General features: G+C 72.5%; 26 protein-coding genes and 1 pseudogene. 18 read left to right on the plus strand and 9 right to left on the minus strand.

Translation table 11 applies throughout. The features are described 5' to 3' along the window. Nucleotides 1-49: 49 nt before the first annotated feature. A complete protein-coding gene (locus ACFWIS_RS14815; protein ID WP_188307044.1) occupies nt 50-466 on the minus strand; it encodes an SsgA family sporulation/cell division regulator in 417 nt (138 codons plus the stop codon). 485 nt (nt 467-951) lie between these two features. Between ACFWIS_RS14815 and ACFWIS_RS14820 the strand changes: the two genes are divergently transcribed. Next, a complete protein-coding gene (locus tag ACFWIS_RS14820) occupies nt 952-2,370 on the plus strand; it encodes an RDD family protein (protein WP_380453720.1) in 1,419 nt (472 codons plus the stop codon). Nucleotides 2,371-2,477: 107 nt separating this feature from the next. After that, complete coding sequence (locus ACFWIS_RS14825) at nt 2,478-3,191, plus strand: RDD family protein (protein ID WP_380453722.1); 714 nt, start codon at nt 2,478-2,480, stop codon at nt 3,189-3,191. A gap of 31 nt (nt 3,192-3,222) precedes the next feature. Here the strand turns inward: ACFWIS_RS14825 and ACFWIS_RS14830 are convergent, their stop codons facing one another. Further along, nucleotides 3,223-3,471: a hypothetical protein gene (locus tag ACFWIS_RS14830; RefSeq protein ID WP_380453724.1), complete on the minus strand. Its 249-nt coding sequence runs from the start codon at nt 3,469-3,471 to the stop codon at nt 3,223-3,225. A 203-nt stretch (nt 3,472-3,674) separates the two neighbouring features. Here ACFWIS_RS14830 and ACFWIS_RS14835 point away from each other — a divergent pair, with 203 nt between their 5' ends. The 4 genes from ACFWIS_RS14835 (at nt 3,675) to mycP (ending at nt 7,661) form a co-directional block, all read left to right on the plus strand. Further along, a complete protein-coding gene (locus ACFWIS_RS14835) occupies nt 3,675-4,373 on the plus strand; it encodes an endonuclease V (RefSeq protein WP_380453726.1) in 699 nt (232 codons plus the stop codon). 96 nt (nt 4,374-4,469) lie between these two features. After that, the gene (locus ACFWIS_RS14840; protein ID WP_380453727.1) at nt 4,470-4,910 is read left to right on the plus strand and encodes a hypothetical protein; all 441 of its coding nucleotides are present in this window, start codon (nt 4,470-4,472) and stop codon (nt 4,908-4,910) included. A 28-nt stretch (nt 4,911-4,938) separates the two neighbouring features. Beyond that, nucleotides 4,939-6,315 (plus strand): hypothetical protein, encoded by a 1,377-nt coding sequence (locus ACFWIS_RS14845; protein WP_380453729.1) that lies wholly within the window; start codon nt 4,939-4,941, stop codon nt 6,313-6,315. A 167-nt stretch (nt 6,316-6,482) separates the two neighbouring features. Continuing rightward, the gene (mycP, locus tag ACFWIS_RS14850) at nt 6,483-7,661 is read left to right on the plus strand and encodes a type VII secretion-associated serine protease mycosin (RefSeq protein WP_380453731.1); all 1,179 of its coding nucleotides are present in this window, start codon (nt 6,483-6,485) and stop codon (nt 7,659-7,661) included. Between the two features lie 117 nt (nt 7,662-7,778). Here mycP and ACFWIS_RS14855 read toward each other — a convergent pair whose 3' ends face one another. After that, the gene (locus tag ACFWIS_RS14855) at nt 7,779-8,441 is read right to left on the minus strand and encodes an NAD(P)-dependent oxidoreductase (RefSeq protein WP_380453733.1); all 663 of its coding nucleotides are present in this window, start codon (nt 8,439-8,441) and stop codon (nt 7,779-7,781) included. A 131-nt stretch (nt 8,442-8,572) separates the two neighbouring features. Between ACFWIS_RS14855 and ACFWIS_RS14860 the strand changes: the two genes are divergently transcribed. Together ACFWIS_RS14860 and ACFWIS_RS14865 are read left to right on the plus strand one after the other, a co-directional pair. Continuing rightward, nucleotides 8,573-8,956, plus strand: coding sequence for a winged helix-turn-helix transcriptional regulator (locus ACFWIS_RS14860; RefSeq protein ID WP_380453735.1), 384 nt, complete (start codon nt 8,573-8,575; stop codon nt 8,954-8,956). A 149-nt stretch (nt 8,957-9,105) separates the two neighbouring features. Then, nucleotides 9,106-9,672: a DinB family protein gene (locus ACFWIS_RS14865; RefSeq protein ID WP_380453737.1), complete on the plus strand. Its 567-nt coding sequence runs from the start codon at nt 9,106-9,108 to the stop codon at nt 9,670-9,672. Nucleotides 9,673-9,796: 124 nt separating this feature from the next. Here ACFWIS_RS14865 and ACFWIS_RS14870 read toward each other — a convergent pair whose 3' ends face one another. Further along, nucleotides 9,797-10,240, minus strand: a complete 444-nt coding sequence (locus ACFWIS_RS14870; protein ID WP_380453739.1) for an RNA polymerase sigma factor — start codon at nt 10,238-10,240, stop codon at nt 9,797-9,799. Between the two features lie 473 nt (nt 10,241-10,713). Next, on the minus strand, nt 10,714-11,445 hold the full coding sequence (locus ACFWIS_RS14875; RefSeq protein WP_380453741.1) for a hypothetical protein: 732 nt from the start codon (nt 11,443-11,445) through the stop codon (nt 10,714-10,716). Nucleotides 11,446-11,701: 256 nt separating this feature from the next. Here ACFWIS_RS14875 and ACFWIS_RS14880 point away from each other — a divergent pair, with 256 nt between their 5' ends. Beyond that, entirely contained in the window at nt 11,702-12,715 is a 1,014-nt protein-coding gene (locus tag ACFWIS_RS14880; RefSeq protein ID WP_380453743.1) for a hypothetical protein, read from the plus strand. A 79-nt stretch (nt 12,716-12,794) separates the two neighbouring features. Here the strand turns inward: ACFWIS_RS14880 and ACFWIS_RS14885 are convergent, their stop codons facing one another. Beyond that, entirely contained in the window at nt 12,795-13,388 is a 594-nt protein-coding gene (locus ACFWIS_RS14885) for an isochorismatase family protein (protein WP_380453745.1), read from the minus strand. 273 nt (nt 13,389-13,661) lie between these two features. Then, on the minus strand, nt 13,662-14,978 hold the full coding sequence (locus tag ACFWIS_RS14890; protein ID WP_380463720.1) for a nicotinate phosphoribosyltransferase: 1,317 nt from the start codon (nt 14,976-14,978) through the stop codon (nt 13,662-13,664). 140 nt (nt 14,979-15,118) lie between these two features. Here ACFWIS_RS14890 and clpS point away from each other — a divergent pair, with 140 nt between their 5' ends. The 7 genes from clpS to ACFWIS_RS14925 all read left to right on the plus strand — a co-directional run bounded on the left by clpS (nt 15,119) and on the right by ACFWIS_RS14925 (nt 20,031). Continuing rightward, nucleotides 15,119-15,412, plus strand: a complete 294-nt coding sequence (clpS, locus tag ACFWIS_RS14895) for an ATP-dependent Clp protease adapter ClpS (RefSeq protein WP_030284071.1) — start codon at nt 15,119-15,121, stop codon at nt 15,410-15,412. 83 nt (nt 15,413-15,495) lie between these two features. Continuing rightward, nucleotides 15,496-16,068, plus strand: a complete 573-nt coding sequence (locus tag ACFWIS_RS14900) for a DUF2017 domain-containing protein (RefSeq protein WP_380463718.1) — start codon at nt 15,496-15,498, stop codon at nt 16,066-16,068. 257 nt (nt 16,069-16,325) lie between these two features. Beyond that, nucleotides 16,326-17,768, plus strand: coding sequence for an amino acid permease (locus tag ACFWIS_RS14905; protein ID WP_380463716.1), 1,443 nt, complete (start codon nt 16,326-16,328; stop codon nt 17,766-17,768). Between the two features lie 101 nt (nt 17,769-17,869). Then, nucleotides 17,870-18,301 carry a Mov34/MPN/PAD-1 family protein gene (locus ACFWIS_RS14910; protein WP_380463714.1) on the plus strand — a complete coding sequence of 144 codons (432 nt, stop codon included), beginning with the start codon at nt 17,870-17,872 and terminating at the stop codon, nt 18,299-18,301. A gap of 150 nt (nt 18,302-18,451) precedes the next feature. Beyond that, entirely contained in the window at nt 18,452-18,571 is a 120-nt protein-coding gene (locus ACFWIS_RS14915; RefSeq protein ID WP_317621128.1) for a putative leader peptide, read from the plus strand. A gap of 121 nt (nt 18,572-18,692) precedes the next feature. Further along, a complete protein-coding gene (locus ACFWIS_RS14920; RefSeq protein ID WP_360496886.1) occupies nt 18,693-18,971 on the plus strand; it encodes a MoaD/ThiS family protein in 279 nt (92 codons plus the stop codon). A gap of 91 nt (nt 18,972-19,062) precedes the next feature. After that, nucleotides 19,063-20,031, plus strand: a complete 969-nt coding sequence (locus ACFWIS_RS14925; protein ID WP_380463712.1) for a PLP-dependent cysteine synthase family protein — start codon at nt 19,063-19,065, stop codon at nt 20,029-20,031. Here the strand turns inward: ACFWIS_RS14925 and ACFWIS_RS14930 are convergent. Further along, on the minus strand, nt 20,028-20,492 hold the full coding sequence (locus ACFWIS_RS14930) for a type II toxin-antitoxin system PemK/MazF family toxin (protein WP_380463710.1): 465 nt from the start codon (nt 20,490-20,492) through the stop codon (nt 20,028-20,030). The genes ACFWIS_RS14925 and ACFWIS_RS14930 overlap by 4 nt on opposite strands. 189 nt (nt 20,493-20,681) lie before the next feature. Between ACFWIS_RS14930 and ACFWIS_RS14935 the strand changes: the two genes are divergently transcribed. Further along, complete coding sequence (locus ACFWIS_RS14935) at nt 20,682-20,870, plus strand: MerR family transcriptional regulator (protein WP_380463708.1); 189 nt, start codon at nt 20,682-20,684, stop codon at nt 20,868-20,870. A 220-nt stretch (nt 20,871-21,090) separates the two neighbouring features. Beyond that, the gene (locus ACFWIS_RS14940) at nt 21,091-21,837 is read left to right on the plus strand and encodes an MBL fold metallo-hydrolase (protein ID WP_380463706.1); all 747 of its coding nucleotides are present in this window, start codon (nt 21,091-21,093) and stop codon (nt 21,835-21,837) included. Here the strand turns inward: ACFWIS_RS14940 and ACFWIS_RS14945 are convergent. After that, nucleotides 21,825-22,094, minus strand: a pseudogene (locus tag ACFWIS_RS14945) (hypothetical protein); the annotation flags it as partial. The gene ACFWIS_RS14940 and the pseudogene ACFWIS_RS14945 sit on opposite strands and share 13 nt — an antisense overlap.

Below are 22,094 nucleotides of genomic sequence, written 5' to 3' on the forward strand. Positions count from 1 at the left end.
CGGTGCTGCTGGACGGCCCGGTGCACGCTGCGGCGCACGACCCGCACGCCTACGCGAGCAGCTCGGCGAGCGAGCCGTCCATGTCCAGGGCGGCCAGCTCGCTGCCCGGCGGGACCAGCCGGTGCGCCCGCTCCAGCCAGGCGGCGACCACCGGCAGCGGCGCCTCCAGCAGCGCGTCCCCGGCCGGCGAGCTCAGCGCCATGCACAGCACGCTGCGCCGGCCCGAGCGGGTCGGCCAGATCCGCACGTCGCCCTGGCCGCACGGGCGGAAGGTGCCCTCGACCAGCAGCTCGCGGGCGAACACCCAGGTCACCGGGGAGCCGGTGTCCAGGTGGAAGGTGATGTACACCGCGTACGGGTCGTGGCTGCCGTAGGTCAGCCGGGCCGGGACGGGGACGCTGTGCTCGGGGGAGAGCACCAGGTTCAGCTCCAGCTCGTGCTCCACGACGCTGACGGGGCGGTCCATGATCGTCTTCCTCTCTGCCTTCGGTTCGTGCCCGGTTCCGGGCCCCTTGACCTTTGAGAGGGCGGTCCAGGCGGGTTCTTACACACGTTTCCGGGATTTCTCCCGGAAGTTTCGGGTGGGGTGGTGAACGGTCGGGACTGCGGCGCGCGACCACCCGTCCCGCGCCCGGTTCCTTACCTCGGGCGGCCGTCCGCTGTCCGGGGAATCGCCAACTTCCCGTCGGCACTCCGGCGAGGCACTACCCTTTGTGACAGTCCGACGACTGTCCGCCTTCGGTGCCGCCCCCACGCGCCCCGAGCGCTCCGGGGCGTGCGCAGGCGCGCCGTAGCGGCCCGCCGTGAGCCCGACGTCCGAACCGTTCCGAGCTGTTCCGACCCGTCCCGACCCATCCCGATCCGGCCGACCCGTTGCGAACCCGTTTCGACTCGCCGAGGCCCGGCCCGCCCCCACCGGTCCTCGTCGGGACCTGACAGGAGAAGACCCCCATGACGGACCGCCCCTTCGCCGTCGACGGCGACCCGGCCGTCGCAGCCGAGCCCGGCTACTACCCCGACCCCTCGATCCCCGGCTTCGTCCGGTACTGGGGCGGCTCGGCCTGGGTCCCGGGTACCAGCCGGCCCGCGCCCGCCGAGGGCGAGGTGCTGCAGCCGCCCCGGTTCGCCACCAGGAGGCCCGCCCCCGACATTGCGGCGGCGGGGCGGACGGTGCCACCGCCGGTGGTGCCGGTGCCGCCCGCGCGTTCGGAGTCGCCGGTGCTGGCGCCTCTGTCGATGCCGGTGCCGGTGGCGGCAGGGGAGCTGCGGGAGGCGGGGGAGGCGCCGGGTGGCGGGGACACCGGGCCGGTGTACCTCGACCAGACCACGGGCGGGGCGTCCTTCGTGATCGGGCCGAGGGTGGCGGAGGCGATCGGCGGGCCGGTCTTCCGGACCGTCGAGCCCTCGGTGGAGGAGGCACCCGGGGTGCCGGGGGCCGTCGAGGCGTCCGGCTGGCAGGCCGATCCGCAGGCGCAGCGCGGGCTGATGGAGACGGGCGGGGCGCAGCGCTGGGTCTCCTGGGGGGTGCTTCCAGGGGCGCTCGAAGACGAGGAGGGGCGTGCGGAGGGGGAGCGCGCTGCGGTTGCTGTGGAGGTTGCCCGGGAGGCCGTCGGGGGGGCCGCCGCCGAGGTTGCCGTGGCCGTCGCGCCCGCCGTGGCGGTGGCGGTCCGGGCGGTGACCGCGCCCGTGGAGGTCGTGGCCGCACCGGAGGCCGAGGTCGCGCCCGCCACGGCCCGTACGGCGCCCCGGCCGACACCGACACCGACACCGACACCGGTGCCGACGGCCGCGCCCCCCGTCGCCGCGTCCTCCGCTGCCGCGCTGCCCGTGGTGCGGCCGGCCCGGGAGGCCCCCGCCCGCCGCCGGGCGACGGCCCCGGTGCCCGCCGGGCTGGGGCGGCGACTGGCTGCCCGGGCGGTGGACACCGGAGTGCTGCTGGTGGTCGCCGTCGCGGCCGGGATCCCGCTCGGCGGCTCGGTCTCCGAGCACCTCCAGCAGAAGCTCGACCAGGCCAGGATGGCCAGCTCCCTCACCCGCCGTCAGGTCCAGGTCTGGCTGGTGGACGACGTGGTGCTGGGCAAGCTCGCCGCCCTGATCGGCATCCTGGTGTTCGTCAGCCTGGTCTACGAGGTGCTGCCGGTCGCCCGGACCGGCCAGACCTTCGGCAAGCGGCTGGCCCGGATCCGGGTGGTGGACGCCGGTGCCGCCGGTGCCCGGAGCGGGCTGAGCCTCGGCCGTTCGCTGCTGCGGTGGGTGGTCCGGCAGGTCGGTGTGGTGCTGCTGCTGGGCCTGGTCTGGCCGCTGTTCGACCGTCCGGCGCGGCGCGGCTGGCAGGACCGGGCGGCTCGCACCCGGGTGGTCCGCGGCTGAGGCGGGCCGCGAGTGAGGCGGGCCGCGAGTGAGGCGGGCCGTCGGGCAGGCTCAAAACGGGACAAAATGTCCCAAACCTTGCGAATGTGTGATGTTCTACTCGGGGGATGAGCACCCACGACCCCTCAGGCCCCCAGTCGGAGGGGGGCGGTCAGCCCTCCTTCGACAAGCAGCCGCCGCCCCCGGGCGGCGGCACACCGGAAGGCGAACCGCCGGGCCCCACCCCGTCCGGCACCCCCACCGAAGGCCCCGGCGCCTACCGGGGAAGCTACGGCGGGCCGACCCCCGGTCAGAACCCCTACGGCGGCCACCAGCCGTACGACCAGCACCCGCCCGGCTACGACGGCCCCGGCCCCGGTGCGTACGGCACCCCCGGCGGCGGGCCCGTCCCCGGCATGCCGCCGATCGGCACCTGGCCCAAGCGGATCCTCGCCCGCCTCATCGACTACGTCCTCATGCAGGCCGTCGGCGTCATCATCGTCGGCCCCTTCGTCGACCTCAGCACCCGCCAGGGCACCACCGAGGCCTTCTGGCTCGGCTGCGCCATCTACCTCGTCTACGAGGCCCTGATGCTCAGCCGGGACGGCCAGACCCTCGGCAAGAAGGCGATGAAGATCCGCGTCGCCATGCTGATCGACGGCAACCCGCCCACCCCGGCCGCGGCCTGGACCAGGGCCGCCGTCTACATCCTCCCGGCCGTCGTGTGCTGCGCCGCCCTGTGGTGGGTCGTCGACGGCCTGTTCGGCGTCTTCGACCAGCCCTACCGGCAGTGCATCCACGACAAGGCGGCGAAGACCGTGGTCGTCACCACCGAGATCTGAACCCGGCGGCGGGACGGCGCCCGGCGGCGGATCAGCGCTGCCGGGCGTACTCGCGCCCGGCGGTCGCCGGGGAGGCTCCGGACCGGCCGGCCGGCGCGGCCGAACGGGCCGAGACCGACACCGAGAGCACCGTCACCACGGTGCCGAGCGCCAGCGCGAACCCGACCAGCACCGCGACCTCCAGGACGCCCGAGGCGCCGGAAACGGCCAGCAGTGCCACCGTGGTGGCGACGACGGTGAACGAGCCGAGGCAGAACTGGGCAGCGGACGGACGCGGCATGGCGGGGGTCCTTCGCACGTCGGGGGAAACGGGCGGGAATGGTGCCGATTGCCAGAAGTCGTACCCGGCAAGGGAGTTCGGTACGACCAGGCTAGTCCGCGAGCCCGGGGGCACAGGGGGCGCACGGACTCACCCCGGGGTCGTCCACGCACCTCGGTACGGTGGAGCCCGACCCACACCAAGCAGACCGGGGGAAACCGACCGTGCCCATCCCCGCCGACTGGCCCACCACCGAGGCCCAGGCGCTCGCCGAACAGGAACGGCTGCGGCCGCTCGTCCGCGCTCAGGACGACGACACCCCGTACCGGCTGATCGCCGGCGTCGACGTCGCCTACGACGACGACCACGACCTCGTCGCCGCAGCGGCCGTCCTGCTCGACCGGGACACCCTGGCTGTCGTCGAAGAGGCCACCGCCGTCGGCCGGATCGCCTTCCCCTACGTCCCCGGACTCCTCGCCTTCCGCGAACTCCCCGCCGTCCTCGACGCGTTGGCCGCTCTCACCCGCACCCCCGACACCGTCGTCTGCGACGGCTACGGCCTCGCCCACCCGCGCCGCCTCGGCCTCGCCAGCCACCTCGGCGTCCTCACCGGACTGCGCACCCTCGGCGTCGCCAAGACCCCCTTCACCTTCGACCACCACGACCCCGCCCCGGAACGCGGCTCCTGGACCCCGCTCACCGACTCCGCCACCGGCGAGGAGGTCGGCCGCGCCGTCCGCACCCGGCCCGGCGTCAAACCCGTCTACGTCTCCGTCGGCCACCGCATCGGCCTCGACACCGCCGTCCGCACCACCCTCGACCTCGCCGACCGCTACCGACTGCCCGAAACCACCCGGCACGCCGACTCCCTCTGCCGCCGCGCCCTCACCGCGGCCCTCGACACCGGGACGCCTGCGAACTGACCCGGCCCCCGGCGGGATCCGGGCCCGGTGTGTTAGACATGAGACAACCGGGGCCCGGCCCCGACCGCCGGGAACGGACGCACGGGGGGCGCCGCCATGGGATCAGGGACCGGATCGACCGGGGGAGCCAACCAGGGCTACCGGGTCGAGATCGAGCAACTGCGCACCTTCGCCGGCCAAGTACGGATCCTGCTCAAGGAATTCGAGAAGGACGCGAACGGCAGCGCCACCCACGGACGCAGCGGCCTCGGCAAGAGCGCCTTCGGCACCTTCGCCGAGGCCACCGAGATCCACGGCCGCTACAGCACCATGCGGGACGCCCTGCGCGACGTGCTCAACCAGCTCCAGCAGGCGATCGACGAGGCCCAGAAGAAGGCCGACCTCACCGCGACCAACTACGAGGAGCACGACCAGCACGTGAGCCGGAAGCTCACGCTGTCCGGCGACGGCTGGTCCGTCGCCCAGCCCTCCGCCACCAGCGAAGTCGCCTACCAGGCGAACCAGGTCCCGGCCAAGCGCGGCAACGCCACCATCTGACCCACCACCGACCGGAGGTGAACCACCCGTGGTCTACACCGACTTCACCAAGTACAGCCACGCCGATCTCCGCAAGATGGCACAGGCCCTCGACCCCGGCGCGGTGATGGCCGCCGGCGACCCCTGGCGCAAGGCCGCGACCACCCTCAAGGAGATCCGCAAGACCCTCACCAACGCCAGCACCGAGGCCGCCACCTCCTGGGACGGCACCTCCAGCGACTCCTTCCACACTGCGATGCTCACCCTCGCCGGCAACATCAACGAGGCCGCCGCCTACGCCAACGACGCGGCCAACACGCTGCACAACATGTCCGAGGCGATGGCCAAGGCCAAGCGCGACATGCCCGAAGAACCCGGCAACTGGGACCAGTTCAAGGACAAGGTCGGCGACTTCTTCAGCAGCGAGGACGACCACATCCAGATCACCGACCGGAAGAAGGCCGAGGCAGCGGCGGTCATGCAGACCCTCGCGATGCACTACCGCATCGCGACGCCGACCCTGAAGGCTCCGACGCCGCCGGGCGCCCAACAGCCGAGTAAATGGGAAGACCCTGACAAGGCGTCGTCGAATGACCAGAGCGGTGCGGCAGCTGTGGCTGCCACGGTCTTCTCGGGGACCTCATTCGGAACGGCCGGAGCGTCTGCACGGTCGGCAACCGTCACCGCCCCGCAGCGACCCAAACCCGCTCCGACACCGGTGGCAGCCAGTTCCACGTCCAGGAGTGCGCCCGTTCCGACCGATTCCGGAATCAAGGGAGGCACGGCCCAGGCCTCGACGAAGCCGTCGAGCACCGTGAGCCGTGGTTCTGCTGACGGCATCTCGGGCACGCCGGTCTCCCGGCCGAGCGGAAGTGTGCCGAGTCCGGTTACCTCCGGGACTCAGACGTCGGGCCTGAGCACGCCATCACTCGAAGGGCACACGAGTACACCCGCCGTTGGCAGTGGACCGACGTCGGCGAATCCCGTTGGCCCCAACACACAGGGCAACCCGGTCGGGCCTGGCTTCGGACAGGGCAAGACCGGCTTCGGCGGCAAGGAGTTCTCCGTGGGCGCCAATCCGACGGAGGGCGCTATCGGAGCAGGGAGCCAGGGCATGCCCGGAGCCAAGGTGGGTGGGACTCTTGGTCGGCCCGTTGGTGCCGTTCGGGAGACGATGCCCCCTGCTGCCGGCGCAAGCAGCAAACAGGCCTTCACAGAAGGCGGATCCGGGTTGGGTGCTCGAAATCGGATGGGTGTGGAATCCGGCGCCCGAGGTACGGGAGTCATGTCGCCGGGCATCCCGATGAGTGAAACACAGCGTCGCAAGAAGGATCGGAGCAGGGACGGCAAGCGCCCGGAATACCTTGTCGAGGACGAGGAAACCTGGGCGTCGGACAAGCTGGTCAACCCGAACGTGGTGAAATGAGGCCGGTCCGCAAACGGACGGGTGATCGGAATGCATCCCGCAGGTCGGCGATCTGCGGGATGCCTTGTTGAGTGGGGTGACCGGGTTTGGCGAGCCGCTGGTTGGCGCGTAGTGCGGCGGCCGTTGCCGCCGCGGCATTGGTCTGGGGCACGGCAACACCGGCAGCAGTGGCCGATCAGGTCCGTGATCAGCAGTGGCCTCTGAGGACTTTCGAGGCCGAGACGAAGATCTGGGCGGTGAGCCAGGGTGACGGAATTGTCGTCGGCGTGGTCGATACCGGTGTAAACCAAGATCACCAGGACCTGGCCGGGCAAGTGCTTCCTGGGGCTGACTTCTCGGGTGGTAATACGGACGGTCGCGTTGACACTGACGGTCACGGCACTGGAATGGCGAGCCTGATCGCGGGGCACGGGCACGGGACACAAGCAGGAGTCATGGGATTGGCTCCGAAGGCGAAGATCCTCCCGGTCAAGGTGGGAACACAAGGCGACGGTCAGGTCCCTCAGGCGAACGGATTCGCGGACGCGATCCGCTACACGGTGGATCACGGCGCGAAGGTCGTCAACGTCTCGCTCGGAGGGAACTACCGCTTCGACTCACAGCTGCGCAAGGCCGTCAACTACGCCGTCTCGAGAGATGTTGTGCTGGTCGCCGCTACAGGAAATACCGGCCTGGACATGGACGTCAACTATCCGGCCGCCTTTCCCGGGGTTGTGGCTGTGGGGGCCGTGGACTCCAACGGTGCCGTATGGGAAAAGTCCACGTCTGGCCCCGAGACGACACTGACTGCGCCCGGTGTGGGGATCTATCACGCCTCAGCGAATTCCCCGACGAGCTATGGCTCCGGAAACGGTACGTCCGACGCCGCCGCCTATGTCTCGGCCACTGCTGCGCTCATCCGCTCCAAATACCCCGATCTGTCCGCTGGCCAGGTGATCAACCGGTTGGTTAAGTCGGCGACCCCTCCGTCGAACGGGACTGTGGTGCCCAACAAGCACTACGGCTATGGGGTCCTCGCTCCAGCGAAGGCGTTGGAGCCGAATCCCGCCGTGGACAACGGGCCGAAGGAGAACCCGTTGGCGAACCGGCCCGAGTCGAAGGGCACGCCGCCGAGCGATGACGACACCGATGCGACGGACCAGCCCTCCGCGCCTCCGGCCCCCGAGGCCGGTTCCGGTGGTGGGGGTGGTGACGTGACCGGGCTGGTGGTCGCGGCGGTGGCGGCCGGGGCCGTGGTGGTGGGGGCGTCGGCGGCTGCGGTGGTGATGTCGCGGCGGCGGAAGCGGGCATTGGCTGCGGCGCCGCCGTATCCGCCGCAGCCGCCCTACGGGGGGCCTGGTCGGTGAGTGGTGCCGAGCCGGTCGTCGCGTAGGGCGGCGGCCAAGTGGGGGACGTCCCGGTAGCGATCGTCCCAGTGGTGGGCCGGCCGGGCGCCCAGGATGCCGGGACTTTCGGCGCGGGGCCTATTCGGCGACGGCGATCTGCTCCCGGTGGTGGGTGGGGGTGGTGAGTTCGTCGACGATGGCGAGGGCGAGGTCGGCCTGGGCGATCCGGGGACCGAGGACGTGGGGGCCGCTGACCCGGTAGTGACCGGCGCCGGGGGCGGTGCGGTCGAGGTCCATCGGCGGGGTGACGACGACCCAGTCGAGGGTGGCGGGGGAGGCGTGCAGCAGGTCGAGGGCGGCGGTGTGGCCGAGCGAGAAGGTGCGGTAGGCCTCGGGGAACTCGGGGTCGTCGTGGACGGCGACGCCGGGGGCGGTCTGCAGGGTGGTGGCGACGCCGACGCTGAGCAGGCGCGGTACGCCGGCCCGGCCGAGGCCGGTGACGAGGGCGCTGGTGGCGGCGCGGTAGAACTCGCCGGAGGGGGTGTCGGGGGTGTAGACGGAGCTGATGGCGGCGGGGTGTCCGGCGGCGGTGGCGGCGACGGCGGACGGGTCGGTGACGTCGCAGCGCACCAGGGTGACGCCGTCGGCGGCGAGGTCGGCGTGGCGTTCGGGGTCGCGGACGGCGGCGGTGACGGTGAGGCCGCGTCGGCGGGCTTCGGCGATGACGGCGCGGCCGACCTGTCCGCCTGCGCCGTAGACGATGACGTCCGCGCGGTGCTGCTGGGCTGCGGTGCTGCTCATGGGGGGGGGTCTCCGGTGGGCCGGTGGCGGGCGTTGTCGTCCGCCGGTGCGGTGACGGTAGACCGGGGGGTGCCGGTTACTTCAACGGAACCGTCCTCGCCGTGGCCGGTCGCCCGGGTACGGTCGGTGGCATGACGCAGACCGTGCCGGCGCCGCTGCCGGCGGACTTCTTCCCGGCCGACTGTCCGGTGCAGTCGGTGCCGGTGCTGGGCAGCCGGAAGTGGGCGTGGCGGATCATCCGTTGTCTGGAGGGCGGGCCACGCCGGTTCTCGGAGCTGCGGGTGCCGTTGGCGGGCATCACCGCGAAGGTGCTGACGGAGTCCTTGCGTTCGATGGAGCGGGACGGCGCGGTGGTCCGCACCGAGTACCCGGGGAATCCACCACGGGTCGAGTACGCGCTGACGCCCTTGGGGCGGACGCTGCTCGGGCCGATGGACGCGGTGTGCGAGTGGAGCCGCGAGAACCTGGACGGCCTGCTGGCGGCCCGGCTGGAGTACGAGCGCGACTCGCCCTGACCGCCCTGACCGCCCTGACCGCCCTGACCGCCCGGCTCTACCAGGCTGACCGGCCTGACCGCGGGTACGGCCCGGTCTGGCGGCATTTCGGCGCTCGCTGGCGCCATTGCCGCTGGTGGGCCGGTCCGCGGGGCGGCCATGCTGGGCCCATGAGCACTCCTGAGTACCTCGTGAGCCCCGCCGACGCGATCGTCCCCGACACCAAGGACTGGACCTGGGTGCTGGAACGCCCCTGTCCCGATTGCGGGTTGGACACCCCTGGGGTGGTGCCCGCGGACGTCGCCGGGATGATCCGGGCCAATGCGGCGGCCTGGCTGACGGTGCTGGCGGGCGACGAGGACGGGCTGCGCCGCCGGCCGCGGCCGGAGGTCTGGTCGGATCTGGAGTACGCCTGCCACGTCCGGGACGTCTTCCGGCTGTTCCTGGTCCGGCTGGGGCTGATGCTCGATCAGGACGGCCCGATGTTCCCGAACTGGGACCAGGACGAGACGGCGGTCGCCGAGCGCTACCACGAGCAGCGGCCGCAACTGGTGGCGGCGGAGCTGGCGGAGGCCGGGGAGGCGCTGGCAGTGGCGTTCGAGGAGGTGTCGGGGGAGCAGTGGCGGCGGACCGGGGCCCGTAGCGACGGGGCGCGGTTCACCGTCGAGTCCTTCGCCCGCTACCTGATCCACGACCCGGTGCACCACCTCTTCGACGTGACCGGCGGGCGGGTCTGAGGCCGGTTCTGAGACAGGGCCGGGGGCCGGGTCTGAGGCTCGGTCTGAGACCTGGGGTGAGAACGGGTCTGAGACCGGCTCCGAGGTCGGCCCCGAGGCCGCCTCCGGGGCCTGGCGCCGCGGCTCACCAGCCGGAGGCCTCGCGGAGCATGGTGCGGCGGAGCCGGCCGGCGACGCTGGCGGTGTCGGTGCCGATGACGTCGGCGATCTCCGGGGCGGCGAGGCCGACGACGTAGTGGAGGATCGCCAGGTCGTCGTCGGCGGGGTGGTGGCCGGGTTCGGCGGCGGCCGCCTGCCGGGTGTGGTCGGCGACGGTGCCGCGCAGGATCTGCCAGGCGAGCGCGGTGGGGTTCGGACTGGTGAGCAACTCCCGCCATTGGACGGCGATTTCCGCGAAGGCGTGTTGGACGGCGATGGCCGCGTCGGCGTGCTCGGTCAGCCACACCCGGGCGTAGCTGAGGTACCGGGGGCGGTGGAGTTCGCAGAAGGCCGCGAACTCCAGCGGTACGTCCTCCGGTTCGTCGGCCCTCGGGGGAGGGTCGGCGGCGCTCGTATGACGGTTGGTCATCTCGTCTTCTCGGCAAGGGAGATGGATTTCTGACGGTCGATCGTCTGTGCTCACTCTACGGTAGGCCCTCGGTGCGCTGGGTGACCAATCTGATGGAATGCCCGGAACCCGCCGCCGCTCGTCCGGTTCCGGTGGCGGTCGGTGCGGTGTGGCGGCGGTACTGCCGGTCGGGGCCGGTCGGGGGAGTGCTGCGCAGTGCTGCTGGGGGCGTGGCTGGGAGTGCGGCTGGAAGCGTGTCGCGGCTGGTCAGAGGGTGTGGGACGGCTGTGGTCGCACGGCAGTTGAGGTGCCACCGTAGGGCCTGCCGGGTCCGGCGTCCACGCCCAGGGCGCGAAGTCGCGTCCGCACTACCACCTGTGCGACCGCACTCACGGTGGGGGTTGCGCCGGGGCGGGTGGGAGTGGGTGCGTCGAACGCGCCCCGGCGGCCTGCGGCGACCGGGGCGCGGGGCGGGGCGGCGCGGGGCCGCCCGGTCAGGAGTTCGGGAGCGCCTCCGTCGGGGAGATCCGGTCGTCGGCGGTGTGGCCGCGTTCGACCTGGGCGGGGAAGGCCTCGACGGCCCGCCGCCGGGCGAGTTGGGCGGCCACGGCGGCCGCGGCCGCAGCCGCTGCGGCGGCTCCTGCGGCGGCCTCCTCACGCTCGCACCGGTGGGTGCCGGGCGTTCCGGGGACGTGGGCGGTCGTGCTGTGTCCGCCGCCCGGGTGCGCGCCCCCGGCATGGCCACCGGTGGTGTGCGGGCCGGTGGTGTGCGGGCCGGTGGTGTGCGGGTCGGTGGTGTGCGGGTCGGTCGCGTGCCCCCCGGTGGCGTGCCCGCCGCCCGGGTGCGCCCCTCCGGTGTGCGTCGCGCCGGCGCGCGCCCCCGCCGCGCGCCGCCGGCGGCCGAGCTCGACCCGCTCGGCGTGTTCCTCGGCCGCCTGTCTAGCGGCCAGGTAGGCCTGCACGGCGGCCATGCCGTAGACCGGCTGGATGAGCTGGTGGCCCTTGAAGAAGGGTCTGGCCGGGGCGAACCCGGCGGCGACCACGAGGTCGCGGATCTCTGCTATCTCGGCCTCGCTCCGGGCGGTGAAGCGGACCTCCCAGCCCTTCTTGTACGTATGGCCCTTCTCACCGCTACGGCGGGCCGGGTCCGGGCGGCGGACGTATCCGGGCAGACGGCCGAGGCGGAGCTGGGCCGCGCGGAGGCCGGCGGTCTCGTCACGTGACATGACGTAAGCCTAGGCAATCCGAGAGGTGCGATTGACGCCCGGCGGGTCCCTCGCCGTATGCCCTTGATCACTCTGGGTCAGACGGCCAGGTCGGCAATCGTTTTCGATCAGATCCGATAGCCATATGAACGTCATTTACTCCAAATGAGTGAGGGTATGAGGACTTTAGTGCAGGCTGATCCCGGTTTCGCGACGGTTGGGTAACGGTGCGTCAGGCTGCCGCACGCGGGTCGCTGGGGTTGGGGATGGTGAGCGCATGAGCTACCGGATTCCCTCGCCGCCGCCGTCCCTCGAGGAGTTGGCGAAGCGTCAGCAGAACGTCGTCACCGCGAGCCAGCTGCGCGCCCGGGGCGTGCCGGCCCGGGTCATCACCGAGCACTGCCGCCGGGGCGGCCCCTGGCAGCGGCTGCTGCCCCGGGTCTACCTGCTGCAGTCCGGCGAGCCCACCCCGGAGCAGCGGATGTGGGCCGCGCTGCTGTACGCGGCGCAGAACGGCCGGGAGGAGGGTCGTCGGGACGGCGCGGTGATCACCGGCGCGGCCGCGCTGGCGCTGTACGGCTTCGCGGCCGTGCCCCGGCTGCCCGCGGTGACCGGGGTGGACGTCCTGGTGCCCCGGCAACGCCGGCTCAAGGACGCCGGCGAGGTGCGGATCCGGCGCACCGAACGGGAGTTGGAGGCCCGCTCGGTGCACGGACTGGCCTGCGCGCCGGTCGCCCGGGCGGTCGCCGACGCGCTGGCCGAGTGGACGGTGGACGGCGCTCCGGCGGGCGCCCCGGTGCCGGTCCGCGAGCTGCTGCGGGAGGCCGTGTCCCGACCGGACGCCCGGTGCACGGTACGGGAGTTGGCCACCGAGCTGGTCGAGTCCGGGCTGACCGGGGAGCCCCGGGTGCGCGCCGCCCTGGACGAACTCCTCGCTGCCGAGCGGGACTTCGTGCTGGAGCAGGTGGACCGGCTGGTGGACGAGTGGCTGCTGCCCGCCCCGTTGGCCACCCCGGAGCTGCGGATGCGCGGCGGCACCTACATCGGTGTCCCGGACCTCTACTGGCCGGAGCGGGGCGTCGCGGTCGAGGTGGACTCGGACCTTCGCTGCGTCAGCGAGGGCGAGGCCGCCTGGGTGCGGGGAGGCCAGCACCGGATGGAGTACCTGGGCATCCGGGTCGTGTACGTCTCCGGGGCCCGGCTGGCCGCCGACCCGGACGCGGTCGGCGGGGAGCTGCGCGAGGCCTATCGGGTCGGCGGGACGGACGTGGTGGAGCTGATGGTGGCCTGAGGCCGGTCCGCGCTCCGCACGAGCGCTCGTCCGCGCCTTGGCTGAACGCTCGTCCGTGCTCCGCATTCCGTACGAACGCTCAGGCGGGACGGACCACCGGCGCGCCGACCAGCTCGACCCCGGCCGCCCGCAGCTCCTCCAGCGCGGCGGCGGTGGTCTCCGGTGCGACGCCGGCGGTGAGGTCCAGCAGCACCCGGGTGGTGAAGCCGGCCCGGGCGGCGTCCAGGGCGGTGGCCCGTACGCAGTGGTCGGTGGCGATGCCGACCACGTCGACCTCGTCGACCTTGCGCTCGCGCAGCCACTCCACCGGCCCGCGGTCGTTCTCGTCCAGTCCCTCGAAGCCGCTGTAGGCCGCCGAGTAGGCGCCCTTGTCGAAGACCGCCTCGACCGCCCCGGAGATCACCGCGGGCGCGAAGTTGGGGTGGAAGCCCACCCCCTCCGTCCCGGCCACGCAGTGCACCGGCCAACTGGTGACGTAGTCCGGCTCGGTGGAGAAGTGCCCGCCCGGGTCGATGTGGTGGTCGCGGGTGGCGAGGATGTGCTGGTAGCCGGGGGAGGACTCGGCGATCAGGTCGGTGATGGCGGCGGCCACCTCGGCGCCGCCGGCGACGGCCAGGCTGCCGCCCTCGCAGAAGTCGTTCTGCACGTCGACGACGATCAGTGCCCGGTGCATGGTTCGCATCCTCGGATGTGGGGGCGGTGCGCCCCGGTGGCGGGGTCCTCGCGAACGCCGGATGGCTCGGGAGGAACTCCAGGGGAACTCTACGGCTGACTCTAGGGAGTGGCGCGCGGGGGCGGAAGGCTTGGGGCCCGTCTTCGGACTCCCGCCGACGCGGCGGGCGCGACGGGAGTCCGGGACGGGGCGCGCGGACCGCCGCCGGCCGCCCCGGCCCGGCCCGGGGCGGCCCGGCCCGGGGCGGAGCGGCCCGGGGCGGACCGGAGCGGATCAGTCGATCAGCTCGGTGGGGATGACCGGGTCCCCCTTGGAGAGCTGGGTGGCCGACAGCGGCAGCGCGGCCCGGGCCCGGACGTGCCGGTCGCGGGCGGCGGCCAGCGGCTCGCGGCCGACGGCCTCGCCGGCCAGCACCAGCGGTACCTGCACCAGGTGCGGCCGCAGCTCCTCGGGGACCGGACCGGTGCCGACCACCTCGGCCTCGGCCACGCCCTCGGCGTCGGGTCGGCGGGCGGCCCACTTGCGGCCGCCGATGCTGGTCTTGCCGCCGGCCGCGCGCTTGGCCACCGGCACCAGCGGGCCGTCCGGGGTCTCGGCGCGGGCGACCAGCTTGTAGACCATCGCGCAGGTCGGGTGGCCGCTGCCGGTGACCAGGCTGGTGCCGACTCCGTAGCCGTCCACCGGGGCGGCGGCGAGGGCGGCGATCGCGTACTCGTCGAGGTCGGAGGTGACGATGATCCTGGTCTGGTCGGCGCCCAGTTCGTCCAGCTGACGGCGGACCCGGTGGGCCGCCAGGATGAGGTCGCCGGAGTCGATCCGGACCGCGCCCAGTTCGGGCCCGGCGACCTCGACGGCGGTGCGGACGGCCTCGCGCAGGTCGAAGGTGTCGATCAGCAGGGTGGTGCCCTTGCCCATCGACTCGACCTGGGCCCGGAAGGCGTCCCGCTCGCTGTCGTGGACCAGGGTGAAGGCGTGCGCGGAGGTGCCGGTGGTGGGGATGCCGTGGAGGTAGCCGGCCTCCAGGTCGGAGGTGGCGGCGAAGCCGGCCACGTAGGCGGCCCGGGCGGCGGCGACGGCGGCCTGCTCGTGGGCCCGGCGGGCGCCCAGTTCGATCACCGGCCGGCCGCCGGCCGCGGCGGTCATCCGGGAGGCGGCGGCCGCGACGGCGGAGTCGAAGTTGAGGATCGAGAGGATCACCGTCTCCAGGATCACCGTCTCGGCGAAGCTGCCCTCGACGGTGAGCACCGGCGAGCCGGGGAAGTAGACCTCGCCCTCGGGGTAGCCGTGGATGTCGCCGCGGAAGCGGTAGTCGGCGAGGAACCGCAGGGTGTCCTCGTCGATCACGCCCTGGTCGGACAGCCAGTCCAGTTGGGCGGTGTCGAAGCGGAAGTTCTCGACGGCGTCCAGCACCCGGCCGGTGCCGGCCATGACGCCGTAGCGGCGGCCGCTGGGCAGGCGCCGGGTGAACACCTCGAAGACGGAGCGGCGGTGCGCGGCCCCGCTGCGCAGGGCGGCCTGCAGCATGGTGAGCTCGTAGCGGTCGGTGAGGAGCGCGGTCGAACCGGCCGCGCGCACTGAAGTGGCGTCCATGCGGATGATGCTACTACCACTTAGCGTCAGAGTGACGATTTCTCGCGGCGCGACCCGGGTCGGAATCGCCCGGGTGTCCCCCGGATGGCAGCATGGGGCTTGAGGAGCAACGGACGAGTGTGCAGCGAGGAGGCCCCGCGGTGAGTGTCGCGCCCGTGGAGATCGAGCGCCCGGAGGTCGAAGGACAGCCGGTGACGGAACCGGACACGCCGTGGGTGACCATCGTGCACAACGACCCGGTCAACCTCATGAGCTATGTCCAGTACGTCTTCCAGGCCTACTTCGGCTACCCGAAGGACAAGGCCCGGAAGCTGATGATGGACGTGCACACCAAGGGCCGGGCGGTGGTCTCCAGCGGCTCCCGCGAGGAGATGGAGCGGGACGTCCAGGCGATGCACGGCTACGGCCTGTGGGCGACGCTGCAGCACGACTGACCGCCCAGCGGCGCACAGCTGACTGACCGCCCGCCGGCCCGGCGGCGCGGCCGAAGACGACGAAGACGGGCTGACCGATACAGATGGCTGGGTTGTTCGAGAGCACCGGCGATGGTGGCGCGGCGATCGCGCTGGACGAGGTGGAGGCCTCCATCCTGCGCTCGCTGGAAGTGCAGATGCTGGAGCTGATCGGCCCCGGCCCGGGCGGGGCGGGCGACGACCCGCTGGCGGCGCTGTTCGCCGAGGGCCCGTCCGAGGCCCCCGCAGATCCGGCGCTGGCCCGGCTCTTCCCGGACGCCTACGGCGGCCCGGGCGCGCCGGAGGACGACGAGACGCGGGCCGCGGCCGCCGAGTTCCGCCGCTACACCGAGCTGGACCTGCGGGCCCGCAAGCGGGACGACGCGCTGCAGGTGGTCCGGAGCCTGGACGGCCTCGGCGGTGGCGGGGTGCTCAAGCTGGCCGCCCCCGACTGCCTGCGCTGGCTGGGCGCGCTCAACGACCTGCGGCTGACCCTCGGGGCGCGGTTGGAGATCGCCGAGGAGGATGAGCAGAGCCTCTACGGGCTGCCGGACGGCGACGAGCGCAAGCCGCTGGTGATGGCCTACCTGTGGCTGGGGGCGCTCCAGGAGTCGCTGCTGGAGGCGATCGCCGACTGACCGCGGGCGGCTTCCACCGTCTGCCCGGCGTGCTCTGCCGATGCGCTCCGCTCGACGTCCTGCCCCTCGATCCTGCCCGCTTTCGGGCAAGCCCCGGCCGTTCGGTCCAGTATGTGGACGATTGGCCGGGGTATTTTCCCATAAAACGGGCAAAAGCTAGCAGGACATGCTCAAATATCGCTCAGATGAACACCGGTATCCGGATCGGGCGTGGTACGACTTCTCCCCACAAACGAGGCCCTCCCAGGACGGTGACCATGGCCGAGCAGATCTACGACCAGGTGGTCGACGCGAAACCGGACGAGGAGGGCTACGAACGGGGGCTGGGCAGCCGCCAGATCCAGATGATCGCGATCGGCGGCGCGATCGGCACCGGCCTCTTCCTCGGCGCCGGCACCGCGATCTCCAAGTCCGGACCGAGCCTGATCCTCTCCTACGCGGTGGCCGGCCTGGTGATCTTCGCGATCATGCGCGCCCTCGGCGAACTGCTCACCTACCGCCCGGTCTCCGGCAGCTTCGCCGAGTACGCCCGGGAGTTCCTCGGCCCCTTCGCCGGCTACGTCACCGGCTGGACGTACTGGCTGTTCTGGGTCGTCACCGGCATGGCGGAGACCACCGCCGCCGCCGTGTACGTCAAGTTCTGGGCGCCCGGCATCCCGCAGTGGGCCAGCGCGCTGACCTTCCTGGTCATCCTCTACGCGGCCAACCTGATCTCGGTGAAGCTGTTCGGCGAGATCGAGTTCTGGTTCTCCATGGTCAAGGTCACCGCCATCATCGGCATGATCCTGATCGGCATCGGCGTGCTCACCCTGGGCTTCAGCAAGGCCGGTGACACCGCGTCGATCACCCACCTGTGGCAGGACGGCGGCTTCTTCCCCAAGGGCATCGGCGCCACCGTGATGACCCTGCAGATCGTCATGTTCGCCTACCTGGGCGTCGAACTCGTCGGCGTCACCGCGGGCGAGAGCGAGAACCCCGAGAAGACGCTGCCGCGCGCCATCAACACCCTGCCCTGGCGCATCGCGCTGTTCTACATCGGCGCCCTGGTCATCATCCTGTCGCTGGTCCCCTGGCGGGAGTTCCAGCCCGGCGTCAGCCCGTTCGTCGCCGCCTTCGGCAAGATCGGCATCCCGGCCGCGGCCGGCATCATCAACTTCGTGGTGCTCACCGCCGCTCTCTCCTCCTGCAACTCCGGGATGTACTCCACCGGCCGCATGCTGCGCGACCTCGCCCTGCGCGGCCAGGCCCCCGCGCGGCTCACCAAGCTCAACACCCGCCGCACCCCGGCCTTCGCGATCACCTTCTCCTGCCTGCTGATGGGCGCCGGGGTGGTGCTCAACTACCTCGTCCCGGCGCGGGCGTTCGAGTACATCACCTCGGTCGCCACGGTCTGCGGGCTGTGGACCTGGGCGATGATCCTGATCTCCCAGATCCGCTACCGCAGGGCCTGGCGGGCCGGCCACCTGCCGCCGCCCACCTTCAAGGCGCCCGGCGGCGCCTGGGTCAGCTGGGCCGCCCTCGCCTTCCTGGCCATGGTCGTGGTGCTGATCGCCCTCGACGAGGACAACCGGATCTCGCTGTACGTCTTCCCGGTCTGGGCGCTGGCGCTGGTGATCGGCTACCAGGTCCTCAAGCGCCGCAACCCGCAGTCCGTCCACGGCCCCGCCCACGACCACCTGCACGCGGGCAGCGGCGGCTGAACCCCGGGCCCGCGGCCACCCGCGACCGGGTGGCGGACACCCGGTGACCGGGCCTCGGACGCCCCGGCGGACGCCTGCCGGGGCGTGGCATCCTGACCACCATGCTGACCATCACCCGAGAACTCCGCGACCGGATCGTGGCCCACGCCCGCGCCGACCACCCGGACGAGGCCTGCGGCGTGGTCGCCGGACCGGCCGGCAGCGGCCGGCCCGAGCGGTTCATCCCGATGCTCAACGCGGCCCGCTCGCCCACCTTCTACGAGTTCGACTCGGGCGACCTGCTCAAGCTCTACCGCGAGATGGACGACCTGGACGAGGAGCCGGTGATCGTCTACCACTCGCACACCGCCACCGAGGCCTACCCCTCGCGCACCGACGTGAGCTACGCCTCCGAGCCGTTCGCCCACTACGTCCTGGTCTCCACCGCCGAGGGCAACGGCGAGGACGACTCCTACCAGTTCCGTTCGTTCCGCATCGTGGACGGAGTGATCACAGAGGAAGACGTCCAGGTCGTCGAGGCCTACCCGGCCTGACCGGCACCCACCTGGGCGCGGCCCGCCGACCCGCCGCGAGCGGTCGGCGGGCCGGTGCCGTAACGGCGGAATCCCAACATCCGAAACAACAACATCCGGATCCCGAGACGGGCATGTCGAAGCGGGCCCGGGAATCTATACGATGAGCCCATGCGTTCCGTCGATGTGAGCAACCAGGCCCCGGGCACCCGCCTCGTGGCGCGCCTGCACATCGACCTGTGCCGGCACGCCGGCGCGATCTGTCCCGGCACGCCCGCGCGCTCCCGCTGAGAGCCGCCCCGCCCCACCCGGGCCCTGCCACCTCCCCGGCGGCGCCGAGCCCCGGACACCCTCCGCCCCGCCGCGCCCGCCGCGGCCCACCCATCTCCACGACTCGCACAGGAGCGCACCCATGGCCATCGAGGTCCGCATCCCGACCATCCTCCGCACCTACACCGACGGCGCCAAGGCCGTCGAGGGCAACGGCAGCAACCTCGGGGAACTCTTCACCGACCTCGACGCCCGGCACCCCGGCATCGCCGCCCGGCTGCTCGACGGCGGCGAGCTGCGCCGCTTCGTCAACGTCTACCTGAACGACGAGGACGTCCGGTTCCTGGAGGGCATCTCCACCGCCCTCGCCGACGGCGACAGCGTCACCATCCTGCCCGCCGTGGCCGGCGGCGCCCGCTAGGACGCCCTAGTCTCCCGGCTCCCCCGCCCCTGCTGTCCGGCGGCGGGGGAGCCGCCCTCTTCACCCTCACCGCCGTGGCCGGAGGCCTCCCTTGCGATACGACAGTCCGCTCGAAGCCGTCGGCAACACCCCGCTGGTCCGCCTGCCCCGGCTGTCCGCCGCCGTGCCGGGCAACGACGGCGGCCTGGTGACCCTCTGGGCGAAGCTGGAGGACCGCAACCCGACCGGTTCCATCAAGGACCGCCCGGCGCTGCACATGATCGAGCGCGCCGAGGCCGACGGCCGGCTCACCCCCGGCTGCACCATCCTGGAGCCCACCAGCGGCAACACCGGCATCTCGCTCGCCATGGCCGCCAAGCTCAAGGGCTACCGGATGGTCTGCGTGATGCCCGAGAACACCAGCGAGGAACGGCGCGAACTGCTCCGGATGTGGGGCGCCGAGATCATCCCCTCCCCGGCGGCCGGCGGCTCCAACACCGCCGTCCGGATGGCCAAGGAGATCGCCGCCGAGCACCCGGACTGGGTCATGCTCTACCAGTACGGCAACCCCGACAACGCGGGCGCCCACTACACCACCACCGGCCCCGAGATCCTCGCCGACCTCCCGACCGTCACCCACTTCGTGGCCGGCCTCGGCACCACCGGCACCCTGATGGGCGTCGGCCGCTACCTGCGCGAGAAGGCCCCCGGCGTGCGGATCGTCGCCGCCGAGCCGCGCTACGACGACCTGGTGTACGGGCTGCGCAACCTCGACGAGGGCTTCGTGCCCGAGCTCTACGACGCGGAGGTGCTCACCACCCGCTTCTCGGTCGGCTCCGCGGACGCCGTCCGCCGCACCCGTGAACTCCTCCAGCAGGAGGGCATCTTCGCGGGCGTGTCCACCGGCGCCATCCTGCACGCCGCGATCGGTGTCGGCCGCAAGGCGGCGGCCGCCGGGGAGCGCGCGGACATCGTCTTCGTGGTCGCGGACGGCGGCTGGAAGTACCTCTCCACCGGCATCTACACCGCCGAGTCCACCGAGGCGGCGGTCGAGGCCCTGCAGGGCCAGCTCTGGGCCTAGTTCCGCTGCAGGGCGGCCTGGGTCCGGGCCCAGACCTGCCGGTCCACGGTGCCGGTCCGGCGGCGGAAGGCCGACAGCGGCACCTCGCGCAGCTCGTCGGTCTCCAGCCAGCTGGCCCGGCCCTGCCGGTCGCCCACCGAACCGGGCGGCAGCGGCAGCACGCCCGGGCGCTCCGCGTGGTGCTTGCTGGTGATCTTCGCGACGGTGGCCGTCCGGCCGTGCACCCGCAGCACCAGGCAGGGGCGGTCCTTGGAGCCCGGGCCGTCCTCGAACGGCACCTCGGCCCACCAGATCTCCTGCGGCTCCGGGCCGGCCTTGGTGCTCGGGCGCGGCCGCGGCCCGGTGGGGCCGGTCGGGCTCGTCGGGCGCGGTGCCGGGCGGGTGCGCCGCAGCAGCGCGCCCGCGACGGCGGCCAGCACGGCGACGGCCGCCACCGGGAGGACAACCCAGATGCCAGTCATGCGGCGAACCGTACCGGCCCGGCGGTGAACGCCACCACCGTGGCGGCTGTGACAGTTGAGCATTTGTCCGTACGTTGCTCCCGGTTCGTCACGGATCCGCCACGACGCCCGTTCTGCCGACTGCGCCCCGGTGCCGCCCGGAGAGGCTGCCTCACGAACGTCCGCCGCCGTCCCCCCGGAGGTGCTTTCGTGAGCGGGAACGAACTCTGGTCGTACGCCGAGATCGCCCGGCACATCAACGTCCAGCCCGAGACCGTCCGCAACTACCGGCGGCACGGGCTGCTGCCGGAACCGGACGTGATCGACGGCAGCGGACATCCCCGCTGGTACCCCGGGACCATCCGGACCTGGGCCCGCAACCGGCCCCGGCACCGCTGATCCCGCGGCGTTGCCCCCGCCCCGGCGGTCTGGGTGATTCCAGCCACAGCCCGGCACGGGGACGGGGGCAAAGTGCCGGTTCGCCCTTACTCTCAACACACCAACGCAGTACCACCGGCCGGTCCACCGGCCCGGCCTGCGGTTTTCCATGCTGTTTTCCATGCTGTTTCGATGCCGTTTTCCAACAGCAGCCAGGACGTGTCGGGGCGGAGGGGCTCGGATGAAACTGACCGTGGTGGGGTGCTCTGGGAGCTTCCCGTCCGCCGACTCGCCGTGCTCCAGCTACCTGGTCGAGGCCGACGGCTACCGCGTGGTGCTGGACCTCGGCAACGGCGCGCTCGGCGCGCTGCAGAAGTACACCAGCCTGTACGAGGTCGACGCCGTCCTGCTCAGCCACCTGCACGCGGATCACTGCGTCGACCTGTGCGCCTACTGGGTCGCCCGCAACTACCGCGCCGAGGGCTGCCCCGGGCTGCTGCCGGTGTACGGTCCGGCCGGCACCGCCGAGCGGCTGGCCCGCGCGTACGACATGCCGGAGAACCCCGGAATGAAGGAGGTGTTCGAGTTCCGTACGCTCACCCCGGGCAGCTTCCGGCTCGGACCGTTCCGGGTCTCCGTCGCGCAGGTCAACCACCCGGTCGACGCCTTCGCCTTCCGACTGGAACACGACGGCCGCTCGCTGGTCTACTCCGGCGACACCGGTGAGAGCCCCGAACTGGTCGAACTCGCCCGCGACGCCGACCTGTTCCTCTGCGAGGCCGCGTACCTGGACGGCCGCGACACCTACCAGGCCGTCCACCTCAACGGGCGGGAGGCCGGCGAGCACGCGGCCGCCGCCGGCGCCCGCCGACTCGTCCTCACCCACATCCCGCCGTGGACCGACGCCGAGCGCAACCGCCTTGACGCCGCCGCCGCCTACCCGGGCCCGGTCGAACTGGCCCGCGCCGGCGCCGTTTACGAGCTCTGAGCCGCTCCTGACACCCCGTCGGCCAGCCGGCGCGGCGGAAGTCCTCGCCGGTGAAGGCGCTCGCGCGGCCGCAGGCCCTCGGCGAGGAAGAAGTAGTCGAACTTCCCGAGCTCGGCGGTCTGCGCGAGGTGGCGGAAGGACGCGAACTCGATGTGGCCCGGGTCAAGCTGACTTGACCAGGGGTTCCGGCGGTTCGCCAGCCGCCGTCGTCGTGGGCCGGACACGCCGAAGGCCCCGCCCGGCCGCTGGGGGAGCGG

The sequence above is a fragment of the Kitasatospora sp. NPDC127060 genome (genome assembly GCF_042724935.1).
In the GTDB taxonomy this organism is placed as follows: domain Bacteria; phylum Actinomycetota; class Actinomycetes; order Streptomycetales; family Streptomycetaceae; genus Kitasatospora.

Excerpts from the sequence above, each read along its gene's own strand:
- ACFWIS_RS14815 (WP_188307044.1), bottom strand. The coding sequence starts at position 466 with ATGGACCGCCCCGTCAGCGTCGTGGAGCACGAGCTGGAGCTGAACCTG.
- ACFWIS_RS14820 (WP_380453720.1), top strand. The coding sequence starts at position 952 with ATGACGGACCGCCCCTTCGCCGTCGACGGCGACCCGGCCGTCGCAGCC.
- ACFWIS_RS14825 (WP_380453722.1), top strand. The coding sequence starts at position 2,478 with ATGAGCACCCACGACCCCTCAGGCCCCCAGTCGGAGGGGGGCGGTCAG.
- ACFWIS_RS14830 (WP_380453724.1), bottom strand. The coding sequence starts at position 3,471 with ATGCCGCGTCCGTCCGCTGCCCAGTTCTGCCTCGGCTCGTTCACCGTC.
- ACFWIS_RS14840 (WP_380453727.1), top strand. The coding sequence starts at position 4,470 with ATGGGATCAGGGACCGGATCGACCGGGGGAGCCAACCAGGGCTACCGG.
- ACFWIS_RS14855 (WP_380453733.1), bottom strand. The coding sequence starts at position 8,441 with ATGAGCAGCACCGCAGCCCAGCAGCACCGCGCGGACGTCATCGTCTAC.
- ACFWIS_RS14860 (WP_380453735.1), top strand. The coding sequence starts at position 8,573 with ATGACGCAGACCGTGCCGGCGCCGCTGCCGGCGGACTTCTTCCCGGCC.
- ACFWIS_RS14865 (WP_380453737.1), top strand. The coding sequence starts at position 9,106 with ATGAGCACTCCTGAGTACCTCGTGAGCCCCGCCGACGCGATCGTCCCC.
- ACFWIS_RS14870 (WP_380453739.1), bottom strand. The coding sequence starts at position 10,240 with ATGACCAACCGTCATACGAGCGCCGCCGACCCTCCCCCGAGGGCCGAC.
- ACFWIS_RS14875 (WP_380453741.1), bottom strand. The coding sequence starts at position 11,445 with ATGTCACGTGACGAGACCGCCGGCCTCCGCGCGGCCCAGCTCCGCCTC.
- ACFWIS_RS14880 (WP_380453743.1), top strand. The coding sequence starts at position 11,702 with ATGAGCTACCGGATTCCCTCGCCGCCGCCGTCCCTCGAGGAGTTGGCG.
- ACFWIS_RS14885 (WP_380453745.1), bottom strand. The coding sequence starts at position 13,388 with ATGCACCGGGCACTGATCGTCGTCGACGTGCAGAACGACTTCTGCGAG.
- ACFWIS_RS14890 (WP_380463720.1), bottom strand. The coding sequence starts at position 14,978 with ATGGACGCCACTTCAGTGCGCGCGGCCGGTTCGACCGCGCTCCTCACC.
- ACFWIS_RS14900 (WP_380463718.1), top strand. The coding sequence starts at position 15,496 with ATGGCTGGGTTGTTCGAGAGCACCGGCGATGGTGGCGCGGCGATCGCG.
- ACFWIS_RS14905 (WP_380463716.1), top strand. The coding sequence starts at position 16,326 with ATGGCCGAGCAGATCTACGACCAGGTGGTCGACGCGAAACCGGACGAG.
- ACFWIS_RS14910 (WP_380463714.1), top strand. The coding sequence starts at position 17,870 with ATGCTGACCATCACCCGAGAACTCCGCGACCGGATCGTGGCCCACGCC.
- ACFWIS_RS14915 (WP_317621128.1), top strand. The coding sequence starts at position 18,452 with ATGCGTTCCGTCGATGTGAGCAACCAGGCCCCGGGCACCCGCCTCGTG.
- ACFWIS_RS14920 (WP_360496886.1), top strand. The coding sequence starts at position 18,693 with ATGGCCATCGAGGTCCGCATCCCGACCATCCTCCGCACCTACACCGAC.
- ACFWIS_RS14930 (WP_380463710.1), bottom strand. The coding sequence starts at position 20,492 with ATGACTGGCATCTGGGTTGTCCTCCCGGTGGCGGCCGTCGCCGTGCTG.
- ACFWIS_RS14940 (WP_380463706.1), top strand. The coding sequence starts at position 21,091 with ATGAAACTGACCGTGGTGGGGTGCTCTGGGAGCTTCCCGTCCGCCGAC.